At 72.4% G+C, this 26,149-nt stretch carries 20 protein-coding genes and 1 rRNA gene; 6 read left to right on the forward strand and 15 right to left on the reverse strand.

Going from position 1 to position 26,149, the window contains the following annotated elements; genetic code table 11:
- A 16S ribosomal RNA gene (locus FH608_RS00005) occupies window positions 1–334 on the reverse strand; the annotation flags it as partial.
- Window positions 335–799: 465 nt separating this feature from the next.
- Between FH608_RS00005 and FH608_RS00010 the strand changes: the two genes are divergently transcribed.
- Window positions 800–1,810, forward strand: a complete 1,011-nt coding sequence (locus FH608_RS00010; RefSeq protein WP_139627657.1) for an AI-2E family transporter — start codon at window positions 800–802, stop codon at window positions 1,808–1,810.
- Here FH608_RS00010 and FH608_RS52355 read toward each other — a convergent pair.
- From FH608_RS52355 to FH608_RS00060, 10 genes are read right to left on the reverse strand one after another with little or no spacing between them, the layout of a single operon-like run.
- Complete coding sequence (locus tag FH608_RS52355; RefSeq protein WP_226898811.1) at window positions 1,793–2,788, reverse strand: helix-turn-helix transcriptional regulator; 996 nt, start codon at window positions 2,786–2,788, stop codon at window positions 1,793–1,795. The two genes, FH608_RS00010 and FH608_RS52355, sit on opposite strands and share 18 nt — an antisense overlap.
- A 51-nt stretch (window positions 2,789–2,839) precedes the next feature.
- Window positions 2,840–3,697 carry a prenyltransferase/squalene oxidase repeat-containing protein gene (locus tag FH608_RS00020; protein ID WP_139627658.1) on the reverse strand — a complete coding sequence of 286 codons (858 nt, stop codon included), beginning with the start codon at window positions 3,695–3,697 and terminating at the stop codon, window positions 2,840–2,842.
- A gap of 54 nt (window positions 3,698–3,751) precedes the next feature.
- Entirely contained in the window at window positions 3,752–4,948 is a 1,197-nt protein-coding gene (locus tag FH608_RS00025; RefSeq protein ID WP_139627659.1) for an ABC transporter permease, read from the reverse strand.
- A 31-nt stretch (window positions 4,949–4,979) separates the two neighbouring features.
- A complete protein-coding gene (locus FH608_RS00030) occupies window positions 4,980–5,642 on the reverse strand; it encodes an ABC transporter ATP-binding protein (protein ID WP_226898981.1) in 663 nt (220 codons plus the stop codon).
- Window positions 5,642–6,718 (reverse strand): peptidoglycan-binding protein, encoded by a 1,077-nt coding sequence (locus tag FH608_RS00035; RefSeq protein ID WP_226898812.1) that lies wholly within the window; start codon window positions 6,716–6,718, stop codon window positions 5,642–5,644. Before FH608_RS00035 ends, FH608_RS00030 begins: the two co-directional genes overlap by 1 nt.
- A gap of 44 nt (window positions 6,719–6,762) precedes the next feature.
- Complete coding sequence (locus FH608_RS00040) at window positions 6,763–7,293, reverse strand: hypothetical protein (RefSeq protein ID WP_139627660.1); 531 nt, start codon at window positions 7,291–7,293, stop codon at window positions 6,763–6,765.
- 24 nt (window positions 7,294–7,317) lie between these two features.
- The gene (locus FH608_RS00045; protein ID WP_226898813.1) at window positions 7,318–8,733 is read right to left on the reverse strand and encodes a sensor histidine kinase; all 1,416 of its coding nucleotides are present in this window, start codon (window positions 8,731–8,733) and stop codon (window positions 7,318–7,320) included.
- A complete protein-coding gene (locus tag FH608_RS00050) occupies window positions 8,730–9,407 on the reverse strand; it encodes a response regulator transcription factor (protein ID WP_139627661.1) in 678 nt (225 codons plus the stop codon). The genes FH608_RS00045 and FH608_RS00050 overlap by 4 nt, the downstream gene beginning before the upstream one ends.
- A 45-nt stretch (window positions 9,408–9,452) precedes the next feature.
- Window positions 9,453–11,228 carry a vWA domain-containing protein gene (locus tag FH608_RS00055; protein WP_226898814.1) on the reverse strand — a complete coding sequence of 592 codons (1,776 nt, stop codon included), beginning with the start codon at window positions 11,226–11,228 and terminating at the stop codon, window positions 9,453–9,455.
- 58 nt (window positions 11,229–11,286) lie between these two features.
- A complete protein-coding gene (locus FH608_RS00060) occupies window positions 11,287–12,348 on the reverse strand; it encodes an AAA family ATPase (RefSeq protein ID WP_139627662.1) in 1,062 nt (353 codons plus the stop codon).
- A gap of 388 nt (window positions 12,349–12,736) precedes the next feature.
- On the opposite strand from FH608_RS00060, the gene erm reads away from it, so the two are divergent.
- Window positions 12,737–13,447: a 23S ribosomal RNA methyltransferase Erm gene (erm, locus tag FH608_RS00065; RefSeq protein ID WP_394367650.1), complete on the forward strand. Its 711-nt coding sequence runs from the start codon at window positions 12,737–12,739 to the stop codon at window positions 13,445–13,447.
- Here the strand turns inward: erm and FH608_RS00070 are convergent.
- The gene (locus FH608_RS00070) at window positions 13,436–14,830 is read right to left on the reverse strand and encodes a hypothetical protein (RefSeq protein WP_139627664.1); all 1,395 of its coding nucleotides are present in this window, start codon (window positions 14,828–14,830) and stop codon (window positions 13,436–13,438) included. The genes erm and FH608_RS00070 overlap by 12 nt on opposite strands.
- Window positions 14,831–14,947: 117 nt before the next feature.
- Between FH608_RS00070 and FH608_RS00075 the strand changes: the two genes are divergently transcribed.
- A complete protein-coding gene (locus tag FH608_RS00075) occupies window positions 14,948–16,528 on the forward strand; it encodes a molybdopterin-dependent oxidoreductase (protein WP_139627665.1) in 1,581 nt (526 codons plus the stop codon).
- Between the two features lie 39 nt (window positions 16,529–16,567).
- Here FH608_RS00075 and FH608_RS00080 read toward each other — a convergent pair whose 3' ends face one another.
- The gene (locus FH608_RS00080; RefSeq protein ID WP_139627666.1) at window positions 16,568–17,983 is read right to left on the reverse strand and encodes a carbohydrate-binding protein; all 1,416 of its coding nucleotides are present in this window, start codon (window positions 17,981–17,983) and stop codon (window positions 16,568–16,570) included.
- A complete protein-coding gene (locus FH608_RS00085) occupies window positions 17,980–19,542 on the reverse strand; it encodes a chitinase (protein WP_226898815.1) in 1,563 nt (520 codons plus the stop codon). The genes FH608_RS00080 and FH608_RS00085 overlap by 4 nt, the downstream gene beginning before the upstream one ends.
- A 255-nt stretch (window positions 19,543–19,797) precedes the next feature.
- Here FH608_RS00085 and FH608_RS00090 point away from each other — a divergent pair, with 255 nt between their 5' ends.
- Genes FH608_RS00090 through FH608_RS00100 form a run of 3 tightly spaced genes read left to right on the forward strand, consistent with a single transcriptional unit; the run spans window position 19,798 to window position 23,059 of the window.
- A complete protein-coding gene (locus FH608_RS00090; protein ID WP_139627667.1) occupies window positions 19,798–20,721 on the forward strand; it encodes an ATP-binding cassette domain-containing protein in 924 nt (307 codons plus the stop codon).
- Entirely contained in the window at window positions 20,718–21,476 is a 759-nt protein-coding gene (locus FH608_RS00095) for an ABC transporter permease (RefSeq protein WP_139627668.1), read from the forward strand. Before FH608_RS00090 ends, FH608_RS00095 begins: the two co-directional genes overlap by 4 nt.
- Entirely contained in the window at window positions 21,473–23,059 is a 1,587-nt protein-coding gene (locus tag FH608_RS00100; RefSeq protein WP_139627669.1) for a CocE/NonD family hydrolase, read from the forward strand. The genes FH608_RS00095 and FH608_RS00100 overlap by 4 nt, the downstream gene beginning before the upstream one ends.
- Here the strand turns inward: FH608_RS00100 and FH608_RS00105 are convergent.
- A complete protein-coding gene (locus FH608_RS00105) occupies window positions 23,032–26,103 on the reverse strand; it encodes a BTAD domain-containing putative transcriptional regulator (protein ID WP_139627670.1) in 3,072 nt (1,023 codons plus the stop codon). The two genes, FH608_RS00100 and FH608_RS00105, sit on opposite strands and share 28 nt — an antisense overlap.
- Window positions 26,104–26,149 lie beyond the last annotated feature (46 nt).

Below are 26,149 nucleotides of genomic sequence, written 5' to 3' on the forward strand. Positions count from 1 at the left end.
GAGTCTGGGCCGTGTCTCAGTCCCAGTGTGGCCGGTCGCCCTCTCAGGCCGGCTACCCGTCGTCGCCTTGGTAGGCCACTACCCCACCAACAAGCTGATAGGCCGCGAGCCCATCCCCAACCGAAAAGACTTTCCACCACCACCACATGCGTGGAATGGTCGTATCCGGTATTAGACCCAGTTTCCCGGGCTTATCCCAGAGTCAGGGGCAGGTTACTCACGTGTTACTCACCCGTTCGCCGCTCGAGTACCCCGAAGGGCCTTTCCGCTCGACTTGCATGTGTTAAGCACGCCGCCAGCGTTCGTCCTGAGCCAGGATCAAACTCTCCAAACAATGCTTACGTTTGCTTGGACATCAATCCGAGCTAACCGTCAATCAATATGACGGGGCCATGCATGTATCTCATGCACTGGCTTTTAACACACTGTTGAGTTCTCAAGAAACGGAGAAGTGCTACGTTCTCGTGCTTCTGTTTTCGTTTTTCCGTTGTGCCTTAATCTTTTCAGCCGCCCCGGCCCCTGTCAAATTGACCGGGCTTCCTCGACCTGCAGGAATTAAGCCACGCCCCGCTTCCGGGACAACCCCTCTAACTTACCAGCCCCATCGGAGTGCATGCGCACACCAACCGTGGTGGAAGTGTCGTGAGGTCGCCCCCGAGTGGTCCGGCGATCAAGCGCCGTCCCCGTGGGACTGGTGAACTCTATGTACGCCTCCGGGAACCGTCAAATCGATGGTGCCCGCACACCGCAGGGGTACGTACCCGACGTGCGAGATCAACCCGTGCCCAGGGCGCTCATCATGCTGGTCGGCATCGCGGCCGCCATGGTCGTCCTCTACGGAATCCGCGAGGTCGCGTCGATCGCCGGCCCCATCGTGCTCGCACTGGTGCTGGTCATCGCCGTCTCCCCGGTACGCGGGCGGCTCGCCGCCAGGAACCTCCCCACCTGGCTCCAGGTCACCGTGCCGTTCCTCATCGTCGTTCTCGTGATCCTGGGCATGGTCGGCGTCCTGACCATCGCGGCCGCCGAACTCGCCGCATTGCTGCCCACGTACGCCACCCAGTTCGACCGGCTTCTCGTCGACGCCCAGCATTGGGCCACCACGCATGGCCTCAGCAACGAAATGATCAATAAGGGGCTGCAGGCTTTCGACCCCGGAAAGATCGTCGAACTGGCGCAGAGTCTGCTCGGCAGCGCGATCGGTGTTCTGTCGGCGATGTTCCTCATCGTCGTGTTGTTGCTGACGATGAGTCTCGACGCGCCGGTCACCGCGAAAATCCTCAACTCCGGTGTGGGCACCAAGCCACGGCTGGTGACCGCTCTCGGCGTTTTCGCGCACAAAACGCGGCGCTATCTCATTGTGTCGACCGTCTTCGGGATCATCTACGCGGCGCTCGACGTGGTCGCCCTGTCGCTGCTGGACGTGCCGCTCCCGCTGCTGTGGGGCCTGCTGGCGCTCATCGCCAACTACATTCCCAACATCGGATTCGTCATCGGACTGCTGCCGCCCGCGATGCTGGCCCTGCTGGACGGCGGCGTGCAGAAAATGCTGCTCGTCATCATGGCGTACACCATCACCAATGTCGTCACCCAGTCGTTCGTCCTGCCCAAATTCCTGGGCGACGCCGTGGGACTCTCGACGACGGTGACGTTCATTTCGGTGATCGTGTGGACTTTCGTGCTCGGACCGCTGGGCGCGCTTCTCGCCATTCCGCTCAGCCTGCTGGCGCAGGCGCTGTTCATCGACAGCGACCCACGCGCCGGGTGGGCGCAGGCGCTGGTGTCGGGGAAACTACCCGGAGGCAAGTGAGACGAGGTCGCGCATGGACACCCCGCTCAGCCGCTTGACGTCGTGTGACAGGTGCGCCTGGTCCGCGTAGCCGGACGTGACCGCCACCTCGGCCAGCGGCACGCCCGCGCGGGCCAGGCGCAGCGCGTGCTGGAAGCGGACGATGCGCTGGAGGGTCTTGGGGGCGTAGCCGAACGAGCTCACGCTGCGGCGATGCAGCTGGCGCTCGCTGAAGCCCAGGTCCCACGCCACTTCCCCGACCGTGCGGCCGTGCCGGAGCTCCCGGGCGATGGCCGAGGTCGCGGGATCGACCCGCACGCCCTGAGCGAGGCGCTTCCTGACGGCGGCGCGCATCACCCGGAGCCGCCGCCGAAGACGTAGAGCCCGATCGAACGGCAGCTCTCCGCCGGGGCTGATCTGAAATGACGCCTCGTCTCCGGAGATGAGCGGGTACGGCTCCTCATCGCCGGACACCAGCCGATACAGCTCCTCCTCGTCGGTGGCGAGCCGGTTCGGCGGCTCGCCACCGGAGGCGAGCCGTGTCTCGTCGCCCGTGCTGAGCAGGTGACCGGCCGAGGTGTGCGGGAAGGGCGGGGCTCCGGCCTCAGGGCGCGAGGACGCAAGAGCACCGGAGGAAACCCATTGGTGAGACGCCTCACCGCCCCTGGCCGGCCGCCGGGCGAGCAACGCGTCGCCGCGCGCAAAAGGCAGGTCGGACAGCGGGACGCGGCGGTCGCGGAGCTCCTGGAGCGGGACGCCGAAGAAGTCGCCCACCGCCCCGGGCCGGAAGCGGATCCCGGTGAACGTGTCGCCGGGCGCCATGCGAGCCGGCATCGGACCCGTGTCGGGCCCGGCCACGAACAGCCCCTCCGGCCCCCAGATCAGGTCGACGCAGGCGTCGGGCACCACGAGCTGGGTGGCGCCCGCCTCGCTGACCTGCCACCACACGCACGCGACCAGGTCGGCCAGGTCGGCGCCCGGGGGCCGTTCGACGTACATGCCTCCAACGTACGCCACCTCACCGACAGAACCCCGAAGTCGCAACCGGGGTCAGGGCTGGGGCAGCCGGCCGTACGCGCGGAGGGTCTGGAGCCGGAGCACGGTGACGTATCCGCCCCATTCGTGTGCCACCAGCGGCGTCCACATCAGCCAGTTCCCGTTCCATCCCCCGTCGGCGGACTGCGCCGCGAGCAGGGCGTCGAGGTGGGCGTCGAGGACGTCCTGGGTGAACAGCGGCAACCGCGCCGGTTCGGGGGCGAAGTCGAGCGGGAAGTGCGCGTCACCGGACGTGTCCGGGTCGAGCGAGACGGTCGCGAGGATGGCCTCGCGCAGCCGCGCGAACTCGGCCTCCGCCCGGGGCCGGTCAGACACGAGCTCCAGGAACGTCACCACCGCGCGGGCCTCGTACGGCGTGGTCTCGGTGATGGCGGCGATGCGTGACCAGCAGAAGTCGGTGGCGGTGGCCAGCCAGGGATGCGTGATGCCGTGCTTGTGCAGCAGGCCCGCGATCGACGCGGTCGGCACCAAGCTCCCCGGCGGCTCGTCGGGGGTCTCCCACCACGGCGCGTGCGGCGTGTCGCGTACGGACGGCAGGACGAACGGGACGCCCCCGTCGGGTGCGCTCACCCCGGCCAGGTAGTCGCAGGCGGCGGGCACCATGGGCGAGTCGAACGCGTCCAGCTCGTCGAGGATCCAGAACGCCACCTCGACCGGCTCCGGCTGGCTGCCCGCGCCGCGCAGGTCGGGCTCGAGTGCGTTGCCGAAGCCGCCGTCGGGGTTCTGGTAGGAGCGCAGCACGTCGAGCACCCGCTCGCGGGGCCCGCCTCTGAACAGCGCCTCGAAGCGCAACCTGTCGATCAGGCGCCCGTGGAGCTGCAGGTATCTCTCCGCTGTGTCCAACACGTCCATGGAGGCGAAGCTACCGGTCGCCACTGACAGATCTCTTGTCCGAATCGGACATCGTCACGGTGTGGCGAGCGCCTCCGTCGGTGACATGCGGGCGGCGCGTACGGCCGGGTAGAAGCCCGCGATCCCGCCGATGACGAGCGTGGCCAGCACTCCCCCGGCCATGGCCCAGAGCGGGACGATGGCGGGCCAGTCACGCAGCCCGGCGTAGGCGGAGGTGACGCCGATGCCGAGCAGCACGCCGCCCACGCCGCCGATGGCCGACAGCAGCAGCGACTCGGCGAGGAACTGCAGGCGGATCTGGCCGCGCGTGGCGCCGAGCGAGCGGCGCAGGCCGATCTCCGCGCGCCGCTCCAGCACCGAGATGACCATCGTGTTGGCCACCCCGACGCCGCCGACCAGCAGCGCGACGCCGCCGAGGCCGAGGAGGAGCGCGTTCAGCGTGGCGTCGGTGGCCTGTTTGGCGGCGAGCACGTCGGAGGGCCGGGAGACCTCGACCTCGTTGGGCTTCTCCGGGTTGGCGGTGGCGGCGAGCACGCCGCGTACGGCGACGACGGACTCCTCCCGCGCCCTGGTGTAGATCGTGGTCGCGTAGCCGTCGAAGCCGAGCCGCTCCTCCGCGACGGGCCAGCCGACCAGGGCGGCGGTGTCCAGCTCGGGGGCGAGCGGCGCGGGCGCGAGCACGCCCACGACGGTGAACCACCGCCCGCCCAGCCACACGCGCTGGTCGGGGCCGGCGTGGACGACGCCGAGGCGGTCGGCCGCCCGCGCGCCGAGCACGGTGGCCGGGTAGCGCTGGGTGGCCTCGTTCAGCCAGGTGCCGCTGACGATCGTGGCGCCGACGTCCCTGAGCAGGTCGAGGCGGGCGGCGGTGACGGAGATGCTGCCGCTCTGGGCCTCCGGGATGTGGTCGTTGCGGTAGACCTTGGCCGGGGTGGTGCCGGTGGCGGTGACCGCGGTGACGGGGGCGATCTGGCCGATCATGCCTTCGGCCTCCCCGGGCAGGTGCGACGCCTCGCCGAACAGGGTCTGGCCGGGCGAGACGGTGAGCAGGTTCGTGCCGAGGGCTTCGAGCTGCCGGTTGAGGTTCTCCTGGCTGGAGGCGGAGATGCCGACGACGCCGAGCATGGCGGCGATGCCGATGGCGATGCCGAGCGCCGACAGGAACACCCGCAGCGGCCTGGCGCGCAGGCCCGCCCCGCCGACCCTGATCACGTCACGCGGCCGCATCCGGGCCGCCACCAGGGCGGTCATGGGCGAATCCCCTTCACGAGAAGGCTCCGGTTCATAGGAGGGCTCCGTTCACGACGCGGCCGTCGAGCATCTCCACCTGCCGGGGCAGCGAGGCGGCGATGTCGCGGTCGTGGGTGATGATGACCACGGTGGTGCCGCCCGCGTTCAGCTCGCGCAGCAGCTCCATCACGCCGGCTCCCGAGCGCGAGTCGAGGTTGCCGGTCGGCTCGTCGGCGAGCAGCAGGCGCGGGTCGCCGACGACGGCGCGGGCGATGGCCACGCGCTGCCGCTCCCCGCCGGACAGCTCGTGCGGGCGGTGGCGGAGCCGGTGTCCGAGCCCGACGCGTTCGAGGGCGTCGTACGCGCGCAGCCGCCGTTCCCGCAGCGGCGGCCCCGCGTACAGCAGGCCGTCGGCCACGTTGTCCAGCACGGGCACCCCGGCGGACAGGTGGAACTGCTGGAAGACGAAGCCGATCACGGTGGCGCGCAACGCCGACAGCCGCCGGTCGGACAGGGCTCCCACGTCGTGTCCCGCGATGCGGACGAGGCCGCCGGAGGGGCGGTCGAGGGTGCCGAGCATGTTCAGCATGGTCGACTTGCCGGAGCCGGACGGCCCGACGATGCCGACGAGCTCCCCCTCCTCGATGCCCATGGAGACGCCGTGGAGCGCGGCCACGTCGCCGTAGTGCTTGCTGACGTCGTGGAGTTCGGCGATCACTTGGGCACCGCCACGGTCATGCCCTCGCGCACGCCGGTGACCTCGACCCGGCCGTCGGCGAACATGCCGGTCTCGACGGCGACGTAGCGGGTGGCCGAGCCCTCGACGACCTGCACGCCGTAGCCGCCCTCGGACAGCGCGAGCAGCGCGCCCACCGGCACGGCCAGGACGTTCTCGCGCCGCTCGGACACGATCGTGACGTCCACGGGGGCGGCGTCGTAGGACTTCCTCAGCCCGCTCACCGACACCTTGACCTGGACCGTGGTGGCGGCGTCCGCGCCGTTGCCGGTCTCGGTGGCGACCTTGCCCACGCTGGTGACCTTGCCGTTCACCGTGGTGCCGTCGGGCAGCTCGACGGTGGCCTTCATGCCCTTCCTGACCAGGTGCTCCTGGGCGACGTCGAGGTCGACGAGCACCTCGCGGGTGGTGCCGGTGGCGGTGAGCACGGGCCCGGTGGCGCTGTCGCCGAGCGTCTTCTTCAGCCGGGCGACCCGGAGGGGGCCGTCGGCGATCACGACGTCGCCGGGCCGGACCCGGCCGGTGACGTCGAGCCCGAGGTCGTCCTGCCAGTCCTCGACCGCCTCCCTGGTGGCCCAGGTGAAGGTGCGGTCCACGTCGAAGCCGGTGTAGCCGAGCGCCTTGAGGTTGCGTTCGAGCAGCCGGACGTCCTCGCCCTCGGCGCCGTCCTCCAGGGTGCGGTAGAGGGGCATGGTGCCGTACAGGAGGGGGCGGCGGTCGGCGTCGGCGCTGTAGACGCCGTGCCCCCTCGTGATGGTGGAGCCCTCGTCAGGCAGCCAGGTGATCGTGCCGTGGGACTTGCCCGTGATGGTCAGCGTGTCGCCGTAGCCGAGGGTGCCGTCGACGGTCTCGGTGTCGGTGAGCGTCGTACGGGTCACCGTGGCGGTGGCGGGCGGCGTACGGGTCGCGAGGGCCGGGTCGGCGCCCCCGCCGCCGAGGCCGAGGGCGGCGGCCGCGACGGCGGCGGCGAGCAGGGCGGCGCCGCCCGCCCACGCGAGGGTCCGCACCGCGCGGCGCGGGCGCGGCGGCAGGGCGCGCGACGGCTCCCGCGTCACTTCGGCCCTCCCGGCCCGTGTCAGGGCGCGCGGCGGCTCCGGCGTCACTTGGTCCCTCCTGACCTGGGGAACTTCTTGCCGCAGACCTCGAACGCCTTCTGGAACTTGGCGCTGTCGCGCTGGAAGTTGCGCGCGGTGCCGCTGGCGAAGGTGCCGTCCGGGTTGGGGTCGGGCATGTCGACACCGTTGTCGCGCATGCACGCCGCGAACGCGCGCAACTGCTCGACGTCCTCCGGCTTGACGTTCTTGCCGTCGGCGAAGGGCGAGTAGGCCCTGCAGGCGGTGATGGCGTCCTTGACCTTGGCCTTGTCGACGCCCTCGCCGAGCGTGGCGAGGCCGCCGCCCTTCTTCGCCGGGTCGGGGTCCTCCATGGGGACGCCGTGGTCGCGCATGCACTGCGCGAACTTCCGGCCCTGCTCCTGCGGATCGGCGGTCGCGGCCGCGCTCGCGGAGGGCTTCGCCGAGGAGCCCGCGGCCACGGAGGCGACCCCGGTGCCGTCCTGCGTGCCGCCGCAGCCGGCGGCGACGGCGAGCAGGGCCGCCGCGATGAGTGTTCTCGTCAGTGTTCTCCTCATGGCCCCGAATGTGCCGGGCGCCCCTCAACGCGGGCTGGGAGCCGCCTCGGAGTCAGGTAGGAGTACGCGGAAGGTCGCGCCCCGGCCGGGCGCGGTGTCCACCTCGACGCGCCCGCCGTGGGCGTGGACGATGGCCGAGACGATGGCCAGGCCGAGCCCGGCGCCGCCGCCGGCCCTGGAGCGGCCCTGGCTGACGCGGTAGAGGCGGTCGAACAGGTGCGGCACGTGCTCGGGCGGCACCCCGGGCCCGGTGTCGGACACCTCCACTACGGCCGTGCCGCCGTTCCTGCCGACCCGTACGGTGATCTCGGCCTCGGGGGGCGTGTGGCAGAGGGCGTTGCCGACGAGGTTGGCGGCCACCTGGCGCAGGCGGGCTTCGTCGCCCACGATCGAGACGGGCGCGAGCCGGCCGTCCAGCCCGGCCAGCCTGACGTGCCGGTGGGGCACGCGGGCGCGGGCGTCGCGGATCGTGTCGGCGGCCACCTCCAGCAGGTCCACGGGGTGTCGGTCGAGCGGGCGCTCCTCGTCGAGCTGGGCAAGCGTGAGCAGGTCGTTGACCAGCACGCTCATCCGCGCGGCCTCGTCCTCGATGCGCCGCATCGCCTCGTCGGCGTCGCCGCCGCCCCTGCGGTGCAGCTCGGCGAAGCCGCGTACGGAGGTGAGCGGGGTGCGCAGCTCGTGGGAGGCGTCGGCGAGGAAGCGGCGCATGCGGGCCTCGGAGTCGGTCCTGGCGGCGATCTCGGACTGGAGGCGGTCGAGCATGACGTTCATGGCGGCGGCCAGGCGGCCCGGCTCGGTGTGCGGCTGGTGGGCGGGCACCCGGCGGGCGAAGTCGCCGCGCGCGATGTGGCCGGCCGTGGCCTCCATCCTGGTCAGGGGGCGCAGGCCGAGCCGTACGACGGCGTCGGCGGCCAGGCCGAGCAGGAGCAGCGCGAACGCGCTCACCGCGACGGCGATGGCGATGGCCGAGGTCTGGGTCTGCTCCAGCTCGGCCAGCGACTGGGCGAGGACCCAGGTGCTGCCGTCGGACAGCCGCACGGCCCGGACCCGCCACGAGGCCCCGTTGGTGCCGGGCACGGTGTAGGTCTCGCCGACCCTGACCTCGTCGATCGCCGGGCCGGGCTGGGAGCGGTCGTCGGCGGACCTGAACTGCAGCGTGCCGTCGGGTTTGTAGATCATGACCTGCTGGACGGCGGACAGCCGCTTGGTGAGAGCACTGACCAGGTCGTTGGCCACGACCGGCTTGCGGAGCGGGACCGCCTGGGTGCCCTTGAGCGCCGCGATCTTGGACAGCTGTTCGAGCTGCTGGTCCACGCGGCCGAGCAGGTTGTCGCGCAGCAGCGCGACGCCGACCACGTTGGAGAGCACCAGCCCCATCGTGGCGAGGGCGAGCACGGCCATGACCAGGCGGGTCCGCAGGGTCCAGCCGGCCGGCCTCATCGCGGTTCCCGCAGCGTGTAGCCGACGCCGCGCACGGTGTGGATGAGCTGCGGCTGCCATTTGTCGATCTTCTTGCGCAGGTAGTAGACGTACGACTCGACGATGCTGGAGTCGCCGTCGAAGTCGTAGCGCCACACGCTGTCGAGGATCTGGGCCTTGCTCACCACCCGGCCGGCGTTGGTGAGGAGGTATTCGAGGAGGTTGAACTCGGTGGGCGACAGGTCGACGGGCACGCCGGCCCTGCGCACCTCGTGGGCGTGGGGGTCCAGCTCCAGGTCGGCGTAGCGCAGCACCTCGTCCCTGGGCGCCGAGCGGCTGCGGCGCAGGACGGCGCGGATGCGCAGCACGACCTCCTCCAGGCTGAACGGCTTGGCCACGTAGTCGTCGGCGCCCAGCGTGAGCCCGCGCACGCGGTCCTCGACCTGGTCGCGGGCGGTCAGGAAGAGCACCGGGACGCGCTCGCCCAGCCGCCTGGCGACCTCGAACCCGTCGAAGTCCTCCAGCATCACGTCGAGCACCACGAGGTCGGGCCGGAACTCGTCCGCCGCGGCCAGCGCCTCCGCTCCCGTCTCCGCGGTCCGCACCTCGAACGACACCAGTCGCAGGGTCTGCGAGAGCAGGGCGCGGATGTTCGGCTCGTCGTCCACGACGAGCACCCTGGCCGGTCGGTCCATGGCTAAAGGTCTACCCGAGCCACATCAAAGCGGGCTCAAAGCGGCTCACTTCACGAAGAACACCGGACCGCGCGGCCGGAACGGCAGGGACGCGCCCTGCGGCACCAGGAACGCGTGCTCCCTGCGGATGCGCAGCACGTCACACTCCCCGTCGGTGATCACGAGGATGGGCCCGTCCGGCGGGAAGTCCCCGGCCTGTTCGAGCAGCCTGATGCCCGGCTGGAGCTCGGTGCCGCCCCGGCCGCGCACCCTGACCTTGCCCGCGATGTCCTCGACCGGCAGGTATCCGGCGTCGTAGGCGGCGGCGTCGCAGAAGACCACGCGGGCGCGGGGCACGTCGCGGGCGGTGGCGTAGGAGGCGATCGCGCCGAGGGCCTTGCCGAGCAGCGTCACGTCCATGGAGCCCGAGGTGTCCAGCACCACCCCGAACGTCGCCCTGCGTACGATCTCCTCCGGCCGCACGCGCCCTGGCCGCGGGATGTCCGGGCTGGACGCCTGCCTGCGCGACGCCCTGGCGTAGGAGCGCCGCTTCTCCTCCGGCTGGAAGTGCTCGTCGAACCAGCGGGCGAGCCGGGCGTCCCACGGGAGCGGCGGCTGGTCGAGCGCGCGGATCTCCTGTTCGAGCCCGGCGGGAAGCAGGCCGCGCCCGCTGCTCTGGTGGTAGGCGAGGCCGGTGCAGAGCGCGTTGCGGTAGTACTCATCGAGGTCGACGTGGCCGCCGGCGCGGCGCGGCGGCCGGTCGAGCACGTCGCCGAGCCCGCGCCCGCGCAGGGTGGCGAGCTTGCGCAGGCGGCGCAGGTCGGTCGCGACGCGGTCGTAGACGCCCTCGGCGGACATGCCGGTCAAGGACTGGTCGAACAGCAGCCCCTCCGGCATCTCGCCGACGCCCATCTCGACCAGCCACCCGTTGATCACGTAGTCGCACGCGACGTTCCACAGGTACGGCTCCCGCATGCCGCACCGCTCCCCGTGGCGCAGCGCGGCGTGCAGCATCTCGTGCGCCAGCACGAAACGCCACTCCTCCTCCGACAGCTGGGCCAGCGGGTTGACGTAGATCTCCCCCGCCTCGGCGCTGACCGCGGCGATCGAGATGGCCCAGTCCCTGGTCAGCTCCACGTCGGAGACGATCGTCATGCCCGCGGCGAGCGCGCCGAGCAGCGGGTACGACGACATGAACCAGCGCAGCGCGGTGTCCCACGGGCCCTTGACGTGCCCCTCGACCGGGGTGCGTGGCTCGCCGGCCCGGTCGAGCGCGTGCGTGGCGGCATCGGCGACGCCGACCGCGAACGACCGCTGGAAGTCCATGTCCTCGGCCAGCTTCGCCGAACCGATGCGGAAGTCGGGCCCGGCGAGCGGCCTGTACGCGGCCGGGACGCCGAGCCTGCGCCACTGCTCGGACAGCGTCACCTCGTCGTTCTCCGGCAGCGCGTCGGGCAGCGGCCACGGGCAGCGCCCGATCTTGAGCGTGCGCAGGAACCGCTCCACCACCAGGCAGCAGGCGGCGTGGTAGGCCGGGTCGGGGTGCTCGCCGTCGACGTCCTTCGGCGCGCAGGCGCGCGGGTCGGCGTGGCCGAAGCCCAGGTGGAGCAGCAGGTGGGCGAAGACCCACGTCCACTCCTCGGCCGGGGCGTGCCGCTTGGTGTGGAAGCGCACGTCGCCGTCGGCGGTGACGATCGCCCAGGTGTCGTTGCCCAGCTCGCCGCCGTCGGCCTCGCGCAGCCAGCCGCCGAACGCCCGGAACATCGGCTGGCGGGACACGGCGTTCCAGCCCTTCTGCACCTCCGCCCGCCACGGATCGACCTTGGGCTTGCGGCGGCTCACGGCCGGGCCTCCATCAGCCGCGGGCGGCTCACGGCGGCCTCCATCAGCCGCGGGCGGCTCACGAGCGGGCCGCCATCAGCCGGGGCACGTCGCGGCCGACCTCCACCAGGAACCAGGTGGGCAGCGCGGGCGCGCCGTCCGCGTCGTTGGCGATGACGAGCTGGGCGCACTCCAGGGAGATCTCGGCCAGCTCGACCAGCAGCGTCTTGGCGCGGAAGCCCAGGTCGCGGCCCCGGGAGGAGGCGCCGCGCTTGTCGGCGGGCAGCTCCTTGATCAGGCGGGCGCGGAACGCCTCGGCCAGGAAGTAGAGCAGGTCGCGCTCCTCCGGGCGGCGGGGCCAGGGGGCCGCGCCCTTCAGCACGGCGTCGAGGTCGTAGGCGTGCCGCACGGTCTTGACGTACGCGCGGAAGGCCGAGGCGTGCGTGCCGGTGAGCGTGCCGAACGCGAGCATGGCGATCGTCTCGTCGGGCACGTCGTCGCCGTAGGAGGTGAGCACGTCGGAGAGCATGTGCCAGGCGCGCGGCGAGGAGAACGGCTCCTCGGTCTTCGGCGGCGGGCTCCACAGGTGGTCGGGCCGCTGCACGAGGTAGTCGACGATCCACGGGTGGATGCCGTTGGCGGCCGCCCACTTCAGCCAGTCGTCGGCCGAGGCCCGCAGGTGCAGGTGGACCAGCCGGTTGATCAGCGCGGAGGCCATGGGCCTGGCGAGCGCGTTGTCGGTGGCGCGGTTGCCCGCGCCGATCACGACAGAGCCGGCGGGCAGCTCGTACGTGCCGATCCTGCGGTCGAGGATCAGCGAGTAGAACGCCTTCTGCACCTCGGGAGCGGAGGCGTTGAGCTCGTCGAGGAACAGGCAGTACGGCTCGTCCCGCGCGATCGACTCGGGCGGCGCGAACCGGCTGCGCCCGCCGACCAGCTCGGGCACGCCGATCAGGTCCTCGGGGGCGAGCTGGGTGCCGAGCAGCGTCACGCACTCCAGCCCCAGCGAGGCGGCGAACTCGCGCACGAGCGAGCTCTTGCCGATGCCGGGCGCGCCCCACAGGAACACCGGCCTGACCACGGCGACGTGCAGCAACACCTCGGGGAGCTGCGCCGGGGTCACGGTGATCGTCGCCTGCACACGTTCCAGGGTGGCGAAAGCCGGACGGACCTCGCATCCCATTTAAATGTTTTGCCGGGTGTCAGGGCGGCTGCCTACAGTGGCCGCCATGACATGCATGTTCGCCTGCCCCGTGTTCATTCGCATCCGCTGCGGCCGGGCTCTGGCCCGCTAGCGGACGCGATCACCTGAGCAGCGCATCTTGATCTGAGCGCATCTGGACTGAGCTGAGCGTCCGCACGCGTGCCCAGGGCCCTTCGAGACCCGTCAATCTCGAGGACCCGGAAGGGCAAGTGCTGTGGCGCAGAACTACGCGCACGGAAACTATTCACACACGCAACGCAAGGCCAGGAACCGCGGCGGTCGCACGCCCGCGGACCGGGCGAGGCGCACGCTCTCGCAGAACTTCCTGGCCGACCGGCATGCCGTCGATCTGATGGTGAAGGCCGCCGCTCCCGAAGGGCTCGTGCTGGAGCCGGGCGCCGGCGAGGGGGTGCTGACCTTCGCGCTGGCCGAGGCGGGCGCGCGGGTCGTCGCGTACGAGGTCGATCCGAGGCTCGCCGCGCGGCTGGCGGCACGCACCCGCGGCCATCCCGGGATCGAGCTGGTCAGGGGCGACTTCACGAGGGCGCGGGAGCCGCGCGAGCCGTTCGCGGTCGTGGGCAACATCCCGTACTCGATCACGTCGAGGATCGTGGACTGGTGCCTGCGGGCGTCGGCCCTGACCTCGGCCACGCTGCTCACCCAGCGGGAGTACGCCCGCAAGCGGTCGGGCGACTACGGCCGCTGGAGCCTGGTCACGGTGGAGTCGTGGCCGTGGTTCGACTGGCGGCTCGGCGACACGATCGGCAGGGAGAGCTTCCGCCCGGTCCCGTCCGTCGACTCGGCGATCCTGCGCATCCGGCGCCGGCCCGAGCCGCTCGTGCACGGCCGGCGCTCCTACCGGGAGCTGGTCGAGCTGGGCTTCGGCGGCGTGGGCGGCTCGGTGCGCGCCTCGCTGAGGAGGCGCTACCAGGGGGTGGACGCCGCGCTGGAGGCCGCGGGCGTCGCCCGGGACACCGTCGTGGGCCACGTCCACCCCGACCAGTGGATCACCCTGTGGGGGCGCCTATGCCGATGACTCGACCCTGGCCCGGCCCGCCGGGCCGGTGATGCGGGCCGTCCCTGGGACCGCCGTGGCGTCGCGGCGGCCCCAGGGCATGGCCAGCACGAAGATCGGCAGCAGCACGATCGACGCCCGCGACCAGTCGGCGTGCATCGCCCACCAGGTGTTGGCGTCGAACTGCGTCATGAAGAGATAGCCGTATCCGGACCAGAGCGAGGCGCCCAGGATGGCCGGCCAGGCGAACCTGGTGGGCCTCGCGACCAGGAACGGCATGAACCACAGCAGGTACTGGGCGCCCAGCCGGGGCGTCACCACCATGAAGGCCAGCAGGATCGCCGTGGTCATGTCGACCGGGTCGGCCCGGCGCCAGTAGAGGATGGCCGCGAGGACGCAGAGGTAGATGGCCTTGGTGCCGATCGATGCCAGGTTGGCGTCCAGCGCCCAGTCGCCGCCGGTGAACCACGGGGTCCACCCGTACTCGCCGATGATCGGCCGGATGTCCTGGATCGTGTGGATGACCGCCGGGATCTGGTCGAGCCTCGTGCCCGCGAAGATCGGCAGCGTGGCCAGGAAGAACAGCGGCACGAACCCCGTGGCGAACAGGCCGACGACCCGGGAGCGCAGGTTGGGCAGGAGCAGCAGCATGCCGGGCACCAGCCAGATCGGCCAGCTCTTCGCGCACAGCGCGAGGCCCATCAGGACCCCGGCCAGCAGGCCGCGCCGCAGGTCGGCCCGGTCGTCGGGGCCCGGGAGCAGGGCGCGGTGCAGCATGCCGCCCCGGCCGACCATGCGCGGGATGGAGGCGCGCACGCCGTACGCGGCCACGCCGGCGCGGACCTTGGCGACCACGTCCGTCGCGATGCCGGGGCGCTCCAGCGGGCCCGCGCCGCGGGCGACCACGAACGCGGCCACGCCGAACACGAGCGCGACCGGCTCGACCTGGCCGTGCAGGGAGGCGACCAGCAGGGCGAGCGGGTTGAGCGCGTACTGCAGCGCCCGCAGCGACGCCTTGGGGCCGCCGGCCAGCTTCGCCACCAGCGGGATGAGCACGATGTCGGCGACCACGGTGACCAGGCGCCCGGCGAACTCCCACGGGATGCCGAGCCACAGCAGGATGCCGTAGACGTAGGGGATGGTCGGCAGGAAGTGCCAGCCGCCCTCGCTGGCCAGCACCGGGTCCTCGCCGCGCAGGATGGCCTCGCCGGCGGGCTTGAAGCTCTCCACGAAGTCGACCGGCTGGTTGACCGAGATCGCCGACGTGTACATGATCAGCACGCGCACGGCTATGCCTACGAGCACGGCGACGATGAGCGGCGGCCGCCAATCACGCCATTGGGCGACGAGAGCGAGCGCGACTCCGGCGACGAGGACTATCCCCGTGAGAACTGCGTAATCCATGGCGGCCCCTAGCCTGCCTTACCGTCGTGAGTGTCGCCACCAGGGCTTCCAATTCTTATCCCCGACATGCCGACACGTATGGCGATAGAGCATCACTGTCTGTGTTGAACTTTTTCCATGGGGGGATCGCAGGTCAACCAGGCACTGGTCAGGCTCTATTACGAGGTGCGGGAGGGGACATCCGACCCGGTCGCCACCTGGGCGAAACTCACAGCGAATTCACAGCAATACCGGGCCGCCAGGGGCGGGCGGCGGGTGCCGCTGGACGACGCGGTGACCGCCGAGCTGGTGGCCGCGGCCATGGTGCACACCGCGGCCGAGCACGGGCCCGAGCGGGTCGCGGCGCTGGCCACCTCGCCGCTGGCGCGGCTGGTCGGCGAGCTGGGCGGCGCCGTGCTGACCGAGCATCCGTGCGCGCCCGAGCAGGTGCTGGGGCCGGGGTTCAAGGGGCCCGGCGCCGACGACTGGGCGCGCGCGGCGTACGTGCTGCTGTGGGGTGAGAACAACCGGCTGGTACGCACGCCTGACACGCCCTGGGTGATCGCCGGGCGGTACAAGGGGCAGAAGGTGGTCGCGATCGGCCCGCACCCGACCCGGCTGTCGGACGAGACGCTGGTCGTGCGCCCCGGCACGGACGGGGCGCTCGCGATGGCCATGGGGCACGTGCTGCTCAAGGAGTTCTTCCTGGACCGGACGCCGTTCGCGGGGCACGCCATGGAGCGCACCGACCTGCCGTCGCTGGTGCGGCTGCGGGAGCGGCAGGACGGCTACGTGCCGGGCGGGCCGGCGGGGGGCGTGTGCGACCGGCTGAGCGTGTACGGCGGCGAGGCGGTGGAGGTGCTGCTGCCGCGCTTCGACGACGGGCCCGGCGTGCTGCGGCGCGGCGTGCCGGTGCTGCGGGAGGGCGGCGAGCTGGTGACGACCGTGTTCGACCTGCTGCTGGCCGTCTACGGCGTGTCGCGCCCCGGCCTGCCCGGCGTGTGGCCGTCCGGGTACGCCGACCAGGTGGAGCCGTACACGCCGGGCTGGCAGGAGGCGTGCACGGGGGTGGCCGCGTCGCGGACGCTGAAGGTGGCGCGGGAGCTGGGCGTGACGGCGGAGAAGACGGGCGGGCGGTGCCTGATCGTGCCGGGGCGGCTCGACACGCCGCACGCCGACACCGCCTACCGGGCGATGCTGGCGCTGCTGGTGCTCACGGGGTGCGGCACCGGGTGGGCGCAGGCGGGCGGGGCGGGGATCCCGCTGGTGCCGTACCTGTGCCTGCACGCCTGCGGCGAGGACCTGTCGGACGTGGGGGCGCTGAGCTGGGCGCTGGCCGACGGGCTGTTCGCGCGACGGACGTCGCGCTCGGTGCTGCTGGAGGCGGTGGGCGACGGCTGGCCGATGGCGCCGCCGCCGCGGGTGCTGGCCCTGCCGCGGCCGATCTACCCGCTGCCGCCCGACGTGGACCTGCTCGTCGGTCCCGACGACCACTGCGACCTGTCGCCGCCCGACGCCGGGCTGGTGGCGGACGCGGTGGCGAAGCTGCTGGGGGGCGCCACGTGCGCGGCCCCCGGCGGGACCGGTGGAGGTCCCGGCGGGGGCCGGATGCGGTTGCTGGTGGACCATCCGTGGATGTACGAGTACGGCGAGGCGCTGCCGACGTACCGGCCGCCCGGCCTCGGCGTCTCGCTCAAGCCGACCCAGCTGGTCCGCTGACGCGGCCCGGCCGGGGGCCGCGTCAGCGGGATCGGGGAGTCAGAATCCGGCGGTGATCCTGGTGAACTCCCAGTCGGACTGGGAGATGCCGCTGCAGTTGGAGACCACGCCGCCGCCGGGGCACGGGCGGTCGCGGTTGACGGCCCAGTAGGCGAGCCTGGTCAGGCCGTGCGACCTGGCCCAGTCGCGGATCTGCGTCCAGGTGGACGGGGACGTCAGCTCCTGCTGGTCGGACAGGCCGTTCATGCCGGAGATGCCCATGTGGGCGTACGCCTGGGCGTCGCTCCACCCGAAGGCGCTCTTCAGCGCGTTCTTCAGGCCCTCGGAGGCGTTGACCGTGTCCTGGTACATGTTCGAGCCGCCGAAGTCGAACGGCATGATCGTGTAGTTGTCGATCGGCACGCCGAGCGCCTTCGACTGGTTGATGAGCCGCACGCCGTGCGCGTTGGGGCCGGTCCTCGTGGTGCCGAAGGTGACGACGACCTTGACGTTCGGGTTGTTCTGCTTGACGATCTTGAGGCCGTTCAGGATGCGGTCCTGGACGGTGTAGTTCTCGAACTCGTCGTAGTTCTCGATGTCGAAGTCCACGACGGCCGGGCCGACGGCGTTGATGACCTGCTGCACCGCGCCCGCGAACGCCTGCGGCGTCGAGCAGTTGGGGCCGAGCTTGTTGCCCTGCCAGCCGCCGAACGAGATCTGGACGCTGCCGCCCTTGGACTTGATCGTGTTGATCGCCTGCTGGTCGGCGCCGCCGGTCAGCGGCCGGTTGCCGTCCCACGCGGGGGTGCAGCCGCCGCTGGACAGGATGAACGCCATCGTGAACGACTTGACGCCGGTCGCGTCCATGACGGTGCCCGGGTTGGGCGGGTTGCCCCAGCCCATGTAGAGGTAGGGGGCGCCGGCCATCTTGCCCCCGCCGCCGCCGGTGCAGCCCGTCGTGGTGGCGGTGGCGTCACGGCCGGCCGACTCGCCCGCCGAGTTGTACGCCTTGACCGTGTACGTGTGCGTCGAGCACGAGCCGAGCCCGGAGATGGTCGCGCTGGTGCCGCTGACCTGCGCCCGCTGGGTCGAGCCCTCGTACACGCGGTAACCGCTGACGGTGCCGGACGAGGCGCCCCAGCTCAGCGAGATGCTGGAGCCCGTCACCGACGTGCTGACCGCCCCCGGCTGCCCCGGCGCGCCCGGGTTGCCGCCGCCTCCGTCCGTGGGCTTCCAGAGCGCGGGCACGTTCGGCGGCTCCCAGCCGGGCTGGGACGTGTGGCCCTGGAGGCACACGTAGTCGACGCCGTTGTAGGTGACGACCGCGCCGGTGGCGTACGAGGTCCACGGCGCCCAGGCGGCGGCCAGTTGCTGGACGGCGGCGCTCGCGGCGGGCGCCGCGGCGGTGAGTCCGGCGCCGGTCAGGGCGAGGGCCAGCCCGGCGACTAATGCGAGGACTTTGCTGCGCAATCTCATGGCATTCCCTGGAGGTGGGGCTTGACGGTCTTGGAGAAGGACCAGTTGTTGCTCGCGTCCCAGTTGATGGACCACGTCATCGCGCCCCTGATGTCCGGGTAGGCGCGCGGCGGCACGAAGGTCCCGCAACCGGTGCGCTTGGCCAGGCAGTCGAGCGCCTGGTTGACGAGGGAGGGCGACACGACGCCGCCGCCCGCGGCGCCCGGCCCGGCTGGCAGGCCCAGCGCCACCTGGTCGGGGCGCAGGCCGTTCTCGAGCTGGATGCAGGCCAGCGCGGTCATGAAGTTCACCGAGCCCTGGCCGTACGCCTGGGCCTGGTCGCAGCCGAGCATGGAGCCGGAGTTGTAGTACTGCGTGTGGACGACGGTGAGGATGTCCTTGATGGACAGGGCGAGCTTGAAGTACTCCATCCCGGTCGACTGCATGTCGATGGTCTGCGGGGCCATCGTGATGATCAGCCCGGAACCGGCCTTGGCGCGCAGCGACCTGAGCGCCTGGGCCATGTAGGTGGCGTTGAGGCCGTTCTCCAGGTCGATGTCCACGCCGTCGAAGCCGTAGGAGCTCATCAGGGCGTACACCGAGTCGGCGAAGCGGGTGGCGGCGGTGGAGCTCGCGACCTGCACCCGTCCCGCCTCGCCGCCGACGGAGAGGATCACCTTCTTGCCCCGCTGGTGCAGGGCCTGCACGTCGGCCCGGAACTGGGCGTCGGTGTACCCGCCGACCGCCGCGGCGAGGCCGGGGTCGAGCGTGAAGGCGACCTCGCCCGGGGTGGCGGTGGCCTCGCCGAACGCGATCGCGACCAGGTCGTACTCGTCGGGCACGGCCGACAGCTTGAGCTCGACGGCGGGGTTGGCGAAGTTGTGCCAGTAGCCCGTGAGGAAGTGCCTGGGCAGGTTCCCGTCGCCGCCGGTGCAGCCGGCCGTGGTGGCGGTGGCGTCACGGCCGGCCGACTCGCCCGCCGCGTTGTACGCCTTGACCGTGTACGCGTGCGTCGAGCAGGCGGCGAGCCCGCCGATCGTGGCCGTGGTGGCCGTGACCGTGGCCTTGACAGCCGTGCCCTCGTAGACGCGGTAGCCGGTCACGGTGCCGGAGGAGGCTCCCCACGTGAGCATGACGGCGGTGTCGGTGGCGGTGACCGAGACGGCGCCCGGGGTGCCCGGAGCGCCTTCCGACGAGCCGCCGCACGGGGCGCCGTTCACGGTGCAGCCGGCGATGCCGGGGAAGTTGCCGGGGCTGCCGTTGAAGCCGAAGCTCGCGCCGGCGCCGGGCGCGAGCGGGGAGGCCCAGCTCGGGTTGGTGAACGTGTAGTGCTGCCCGCTGCGGGACATGACCGCGTCCCAGGCGGAGGGGATGCTGTAGCCGGCGGGGAGGTCGAACTGCACGTTCCAGCCGGTCATGGGGGTGGTGGTGGCGTTGGTGACGGTGACCTTGCCCTCGAATCCCGATCCCCAGTCGGAGACCTTGACGAAGGTCGCCGTGGCGGAGGCGGCCTGGGCGGGCAGGGCGTACAGGCTGAGTGCGAGGGTGGTGAGGGCCAGGAGGATCGCGCGAGGTCTCACGGTTCTTCCTTCGGGGGGCGGCGGGCCGTACGGCTTGCGCCGGGGGGTGAGAGCGCAAGCCGTACGGGGGTGGCCCGCGGGCGAGCGCGGGCCGCTGGGTGAGCGCAATGAACTTTTAGGAAACTTTCCTAAAGGATGTGCCGTGATCGTAGCCTTGACACGGGATGCTTACAAGACCCAAACCACACCTGGTGTGCCATCCCGCTGACAGGTCGCTGCCAGGTGGATGCCAGCGGCCCCCGGCACCGTCGAGGCATGACCTACGCGATCGAAGCCGAAGGGCTCGTCAAGAGGTACGGCGACGCCTCGGCGAGCCGGCCCGCTCTCGACGGCGTCGACCTGAGGGCCAGGACCGGCACCGTCCTCGGCGTGCTCGGCCCGAACGGCGCGGGCAAGACCACGGCGGTCCGCGTCCTCGCCACGCTGACCGCGCCCGACGCGGGCCGCGCCCTGGTCGGCGGCCACGACGTGACCCGCCAGGCCGGGAAGGTGCGCGAGCTGATCGGGCTGACCGGCCAGTACGCCTCCGTCGACGAGAAGCTGACCGGCACCCAGAACCTGCTGCTGATGGGCCGCCTGCTCGGCCTGTCCAGGGCGGCGGCCCGGGCCAGGGCCGCCGAGCTGCTGGCCCGCTTCGGCCTGGAGGAGGCGGCGGGCCGGGCCGCGAGCGGGTACTCGGGCGGCATGCGACGCCGCCTGGACCTGGCGGTCAGCCTGGTGAGCCGGCCCCGGATCCTGTTCCTCGACGAGCCGACCACGGGGCTCGACCCCCATGCCAGGGGCGACCTGTGGGACGTGGTCAGGGAGCTGACCGCCGACGGCGTGACCGTGCTGCTGACCACCCAGTACCTGGAGGAGGCCGACCAGCTGGCCGACGACCTGCTGGTCATCGACCGTGGCCGGGTGGCCGCCGCCGGGACGCCGGACGAGCTCAAGGCGCTGGCGGGCGGCCACCGCCTCGACGTCAGGCCCCTGCTCGCCACCGACCTGGAGAAGACCGAGGCCGTCCTCGGCGCCACGGCCGTGGAAGGCCGCGTGAGCGTCCCCGTCCACGACCTGTCCGAGCCGCCGGCCCTGCTGAGGAGGCTCGACGACGCGGGTGTCGTGCTCGCCGAGCACGCCCTGCGCCTGCCCTCGCTCGACGACGTCTTCCTCGCCCTGACCGGAGGTGACCGATGACCACCGCACTGTCCCAGAGCCTGACGCTGGCCTGGCGCAGCCTGATCCCGCTCAGGAACAGCCCCGGGCAGTTCGCGGGCATGCTGCTCCAGCCGGTCTTCATGATCGTCATCTTCGTGTACCTGTTCGGCGGCTCCGGCGGCGACCGATCGGGCGCGGTGGCGTACATGCTGCCCGGCGTGCTCGTCCAGGTGGCGCTCATGTCGACGATCACCACCGGCATGAACCTCGCCACCGACATCGGCAACGGCGTGTTCGACCGGTTCAGGACCATGCCGATCGCCAGGTCGGCGCCGCTGGCGGGACGCGTCATGGCGGACCTGCTCACGCTGGTGATCACGGTCGCGATGTCCCTGCTCGTGGGGTACGCCGTCGGCTTCCGCGTCACGACGAGCCCGTTCGCCGCGCTGGCCGGGATCGGCCTGGTGCTGTTCCTCTCCATGGCGCTGAGCTGGGGCTCGGCCTGGCTGGGGCTGGTGGCCAAGTCCGTCACGTCGATGCAGGGGCTGGCGACGGCCGTCCTGCTGCCGCTCACGTTCGGCAGCAGCGCCTTCGTGCCCGCCACCGACATGCCCGGCTGGCTGACGTGGTGGATGGGCGTCAACCCCGTCTCCCACCTGGCCGGCTCCCTGCGCGGGCTGCTGGGCGGCGGCCTGCGCGTCTCCGACGTGTGGATCACGCTCGGCTGGACCGCCGCACTGTTCGCCCTTTTCGCTCCTCTTGCCCTTCGTGCTTACAACAGGAGAGTCCGATGATCGAGACCACTGAGACCATGACCACCCGCGACGGCGTCGAGCTGGTGTCGACGCTCTGGCGGCCGGCGGAGTCCGGAAGGTTCCCCGTGCTGCTGTCGCGCACCCCGTACGGCCGGGGGCTGGAGGGCCCCGGGTTCCACCTCGACGTGCCGCGCCTCGTGGCCGCCGGGTACGCGGTCGCCGCCCAGGACGTGCGCGGCACGGGCGCCTCGCAGGGCGCGCTCCGCTTCATCAGCGGCGAGGCGGCCGACGGGTACGACGCGGTCCGCTGGGCGGCCACCGCGCCCTGGTCCGACGGAAATGTCGGGATGTATGGCGACTCGTACCTGGCCATCACCCAGCTCCTCGCGGCCCAGGAGCGGCCCGCCGGCCTCAGGGCCATCGCGCCGCACGTCTCCCCCGGCGGCCTGTACGAATGCGTCTACCAGCCGGGCGGGATCCCCAACCTCAACGTCATCCTCACCATCAGCGCGATGGTGCTGGCCACGGGCGAGCTGGACCGCCGGATCTCCCTCGGCACGGCCACGCAGGAGGACAAGGACAGGTACCTGGCCGCCATCGGGCTGCCCGAACAGTTCGGCGAGCGCATCCAGGAGCTGTCGGAGCGGCTGCCGCTCAGCGACCAGCCGCTGCTGGCCGACCTCGTGCCGTTCTACGGCGCGTGGCTGGACCACCCCGACCCGCTCGCCCCGATCTGGCGCGACGGGATCGTGGACCACGCCGCGATCGAGGTGCCCGCGCTGGTCAGCACCGGCTGGCACGACTACTTCCTCGGCGCCTCCATCGGGCACTACGAGCGGTTGCGCGGCGAGTCCCGGCTGATCGTCGGCCCGTGGACGCACTTCACCCACGACCGGGGCATCTTCGGGCGCGACTACGGCGACCACGCGAGCCAGGACGCCGTGGACTGGACCGGGGTGCACCTCGACTGGTTCGGCCACTGGCTGCGCGGCGAGCCGGCGCGCGACCGGACCAAGGTGAAGATCTTCGTGATGGGCGACGACGCCTGGCGGGACGAGGCGGACTGGCCGCTCGCGCGGGCCAGGCGCGTGCCGTACCACCTGGGCTTCGACGGGGTGCTGAGCCCGGAGCCCGTGACGGGCGGCTCGGCGGAGTTCGTCGCCGACCCCGGCGACCCGGTGCCGACGCTCGGCGGCGCGGTCATGACCTTCGAGGGGTTCGGGCCGCTCGACCAGCGGCCGCTCGACGGGCGCGACGACGTGCTGCGCCACCTGAGCGAGCCGCTCCCCGCGCGGGTGGAGGTGACCGGCGAGGTGGAGCTGGTCGCCCGGGTCTCCTCGACCGCCGCGAGCGCCGACGTCACGGCCAAGCTGATCGACGTGCACCCCGACGGGCGGGCCGAGCTGCTCATCGACGGCATCGCCCGGGTGGACGGCCTGGAACCCGGCGAGGTGCGCGAGGTCACGGTACGGCTCGGCACGACCTCCAACGCCTTCCTGCCCGGTCACCGGATCAGGCTCGACGTGGCGGGCTCGAACTTCCCCCGGTTCGGCCGGAACCTGGACAAGGGCACCACCACGCTGCACGCCCCCTCCTACGTCGTGCTGCCGACCATCCCGTAGACCTCCTGCCGCGACAGGGCCGCGCCCTTGGCGAAGCACTCGGCGTAGTGCTCGTCGCCGAGCGCGGCCCTGGCCGTCTCCATGCCCTCCAGGGTGTCGGCCGAGGTGTCGTGCGGCTCGATCGCCGACGACGCGCCGAACAGCACGGCGGCCCGCTCCTGGTCTCCCGCGGCCTGCGCCGCCAGCGCGAACCCGGCCAGCACCAGCGACGACACCGGCCGGTCCGGGCTGGTGTCACCGAGCGCCTCGAGCGCCAGGCGGTGCTGCTCGGTCGCGGCGTCCGGATCGCCGGAGAGTGCCAGCGCCCGGCCGTAGCCCGTCCTGACCGTGGCGACGAGCTGGGGCACCGGCGAGAACTGCGCCAGCACGTCGAACAGCCCGCGGAAGATCTCCAGCCCCCGCTCCAGGTCGCCGCGCCGGCAGGTGTGCGTGGCCTCGGCCATGCCGAGCATCAGCCGCGTGTGCGCCGCGGTCTCGTCGTCCACGCTCGCCCTGGCCCTGGCCAGATCCTCGCTCGCGCCGTCCAGGTCGCCGGCCCGCGCGCGCAGGTGCGAAAGCCTGATCAGCGTGGAGATCGCCTCGTCGGCGTTGACCCAGTCGCGGGTGAGCGACCACGTCTCGGCGATCAGGTCGCCGGTCGGTGCCCCCCTCGCGGCCCGCAGCTCGGCCAGACCGAGCAGCGCCTCGCTCAGCCCCCACCTGTCCCCCAGCTGCCTGAACCCGGCCACCGCCCGCTCCAGCCCTTCCTCGCTGCGCGCGGGACCGCCGATCATGAGGGCGGAGCTGGCCAGCCAGAGATCGTCACTGCGCGCGTAGGTTTCGAGCAGCTCGGCCGCGTACTCGTCGCGCCCCGCGGCGGCGGCCATGACGGCCTTGCTGATCCTGATCAGCGGGTGCAGCGGCCCCTCGCGCTCCGCGATGCCGACCAGCCGGTCCAGCCGGTGTGACATCGCCACCATGGCGGGCCGGTCGTGGATGAGCGTGCCGAACAGGTGCACGCCCTGCGCGAACAGGCAGGACATGTACGCCCCGCCCAGCCCCGGTGGCGGCTCGTCCCCCGCGAGGTCCATCACCTGCTCGGCCCAGACCGCGCTCTCCTGCCGGTAGCCACGCATCCACCAGTACCAGTTCAGCGCCCCGCACAGCCGGAGCGCGATGGTCAGGTCCCGCTCGTCGATCGCCCACCGCAGCGCGGCGGCGAAGTCGTCCCGCTCGTGCGACAGGCGCTCCAGCCAGGCCGTCTGCGCGCCGGTGCGCAGGTGCGGCACCGCGCGCTCCGCCAGGTCCATCAGGTACGCCGCGTGCCGCCGCCGGTATTCGCCCGCCTCCCCCGCCTCGGCCAGCCGTTCCAGCGCGTAGGCGCGGATGGTCTCCAGCATCGAGTAGCGGCCCTGCGACGAGACCTGGACGAGCGACTTGTCGGCCAGCGCGCCCAGCACGTCGGCCGCCCCACCGCAGACGGACTCCACCGCCTCCAGCGTCGCGCCGCCCGCGAACACGCCGAGCCTCCTGGCCAGCACCCGCTCCTCGTCGCCGAGCAGCTCCCAGCTCCACTCCACGACCGCTCGAAGCGTCTGCTGGCGCGGCAGCGCCGTCCGGCTGCCGCCGGTGAGCAGCTTGAACCGGTCGTCGATGCGGTCGGCGAGCTGGCGCGGCGTCATCGTGCGCAGCCGGGCCGCGGCCAGCTCGATGGCCAGCGGCATGCCGTCCAGCCTGCGGCAGAGCGCCACGACAGCGGCCGCGTTCGCCTCGTCGATGGCGAAGCCCGGCCGGGCGGCGGCGGCCCGGTCGAGCAGCAGCCGGACCGACGGGTACGCCCGCGCCTGCCCGGGCCCCGCCCCGACAGGCGGCGGCTCCAGCGGCGGGACGGGCGCGAGGTGCTCGCCGGGCAGGTTGAGCGGCTCCCTGCTGGTGGCCAGCACCCGCAGGTCCGGGCAGTCGGTGAGCAGCCGCTCGGCCAGCCCTGCGGCGGCGTCGACGAGGTGCTCGCAGTTGTCGAGCACGAGCAGCGCGGGCCGGCCCGCCAGGGCGTCGGCCACCTGCGCCACGGGGTCGCCCTCCTCGGCCGGCAGGAGGGCCCCGGGACGTTCGTCACGCAGGCCGAGCGCCTGGCGCACGGCGCCGGGGACGTCCGCCGGGTCGCTGACCGGGGCCAGCTCGACCATCCAGCCGGTGCCGGCGGAGCGCAGCGCCGCCTCGGTGGCCAGCCGCGTCTTGCCCGCGCCGCCGGGGCCGACCAGCGTGACGATCCTGGCCCGGCCGAGCAGGGCGGCGAGCTGGTCGAGCTCGGCCTCCCGCCCGATGAAGCTGGTCCTCGGCGCGCGGACGTTGCCCCGCCGCCTGGCCTGGACGGGCGCGGCCTGAGCACGGGGCCGCACCTCTCCCGCCAGCACGGACAGGTGGGCGGCGCGCAGCTCGGGGCCGGGATCGACGCCGAGCTCCTCGGCGAGCGTGCGCCGGGTGCGCTCGTACAGCTCCAGCGCCTCCGCCTGCCGCCCCTCGGCGGCCAGCGCCCGCATCGCCAGCGCGGCCAGCCGCTCGCGCAGCGGATGCGCGGCCACCTCGGCCGTCAGGTCGACCGGCGCCCCGGCCGCCAGCAGGGACCCGGCGCGCGCCTCCACGGCGGCCAGCCGCTCCTGCTCCAGGGCGGTGGCCGCGTTCGCCAGGAACGGCACCGCGGTCAGGTCGGCCAGCGCGGGCCCGCGCCAGAGCTCCAGCCCCTCCCCGCCGCCGGCCACCCGTCTGAACCGCAGGGCGTCCACGTCCGCGGGGTCCACGGCCAGCGCGTAGCCGCCGGGCCGACTCTCCACCACCTCGTACGGCCGCAGCGCCGCCCGAAGCCGCCTGACCAGCGTCTGCAGGGCGTTGGCCGCGTTGGCGGGCGGCTCGTCCGGCCACAGGGCGTCGATCAGCCGCTCGGCCGTGACGGTCCGGCCCGCCTCCAGCGCGAGCACGGCCAGCAACGCGCGCAGCCGCAGGCCGCCGACCGCGATCGGGCCGCCGTCGCCCTCGACCTCCAGCGGCCCGAGGATGGATATCCGCACACCTCACATCCTGCCGCACCCCCTGGCCTGCCCCCCGAGGCGCCGG

The sequence above is a fragment of the Nonomuraea phyllanthi genome, assembly GCF_006334985.2.
In the GTDB taxonomy this organism is placed as follows: Bacteria; Actinomycetota; Actinomycetes; order Streptosporangiales; family Streptosporangiaceae; genus Nonomuraea; species Nonomuraea phyllanthi.

Bases quoted from the DNA above. Each gene is read 5' to 3' on its own strand.
- FH608_RS00090 (WP_139627667.1), top strand. From the start codon at position 19,798: ATGACCTACGCGATCGAAGCCGAAGGGCTCGTCAAGAGGTACGGCGAC.
- FH608_RS00075 (WP_139627665.1), top strand. From the start codon at position 14,948: ATGGGGGGATCGCAGGTCAACCAGGCACTGGTCAGGCTCTATTACGAG.
- FH608_RS00025 (WP_139627659.1), bottom strand. From the start codon at position 4,948: ATGACCGCCCTGGTGGCGGCCCGGATGCGGCCGCGTGACGTGATCAGG.
- FH608_RS00080 (WP_139627666.1), bottom strand. From the start codon at position 17,983: ATGAGATTGCGCAGCAAAGTCCTCGCATTAGTCGCCGGGCTGGCCCTC.
- FH608_RS00040 (WP_139627660.1), bottom strand. From the start codon at position 7,293: ATGAGGAGAACACTGACGAGAACACTCATCGCGGCGGCCCTGCTCGCC.
- FH608_RS00095 (WP_139627668.1), top strand. From the start codon at position 20,718: ATGACCACCGCACTGTCCCAGAGCCTGACGCTGGCCTGGCGCAGCCTG.
- FH608_RS00100 (WP_139627669.1), top strand. From the start codon at position 21,473: ATGATCGAGACCACTGAGACCATGACCACCCGCGACGGCGTCGAGCTG.
- FH608_RS52355 (WP_226898811.1), bottom strand. From the start codon at position 2,788: ATGTACGTCGAACGGCCCCCGGGCGCCGACCTGGCCGACCTGGTCGCG.
- FH608_RS00020 (WP_139627658.1), bottom strand. From the start codon at position 3,697: ATGGACGTGTTGGACACAGCGGAGAGATACCTGCAGCTCCACGGGCGC.
- FH608_RS00010 (WP_139627657.1), top strand. From the start codon at position 800: ATGCTGGTCGGCATCGCGGCCGCCATGGTCGTCCTCTACGGAATCCGC.
- FH608_RS00070 (WP_139627664.1), bottom strand. From the start codon at position 14,830: ATGGATTACGCAGTTCTCACGGGGATAGTCCTCGTCGCCGGAGTCGCG.
- FH608_RS00045 (WP_226898813.1), bottom strand. From the start codon at position 8,733: ATGAGGCCGGCCGGCTGGACCCTGCGGACCCGCCTGGTCATGGCCGTG.
- FH608_RS00050 (WP_139627661.1), bottom strand. From the start codon at position 9,407: ATGGACCGACCGGCCAGGGTGCTCGTCGTGGACGACGAGCCGAACATC.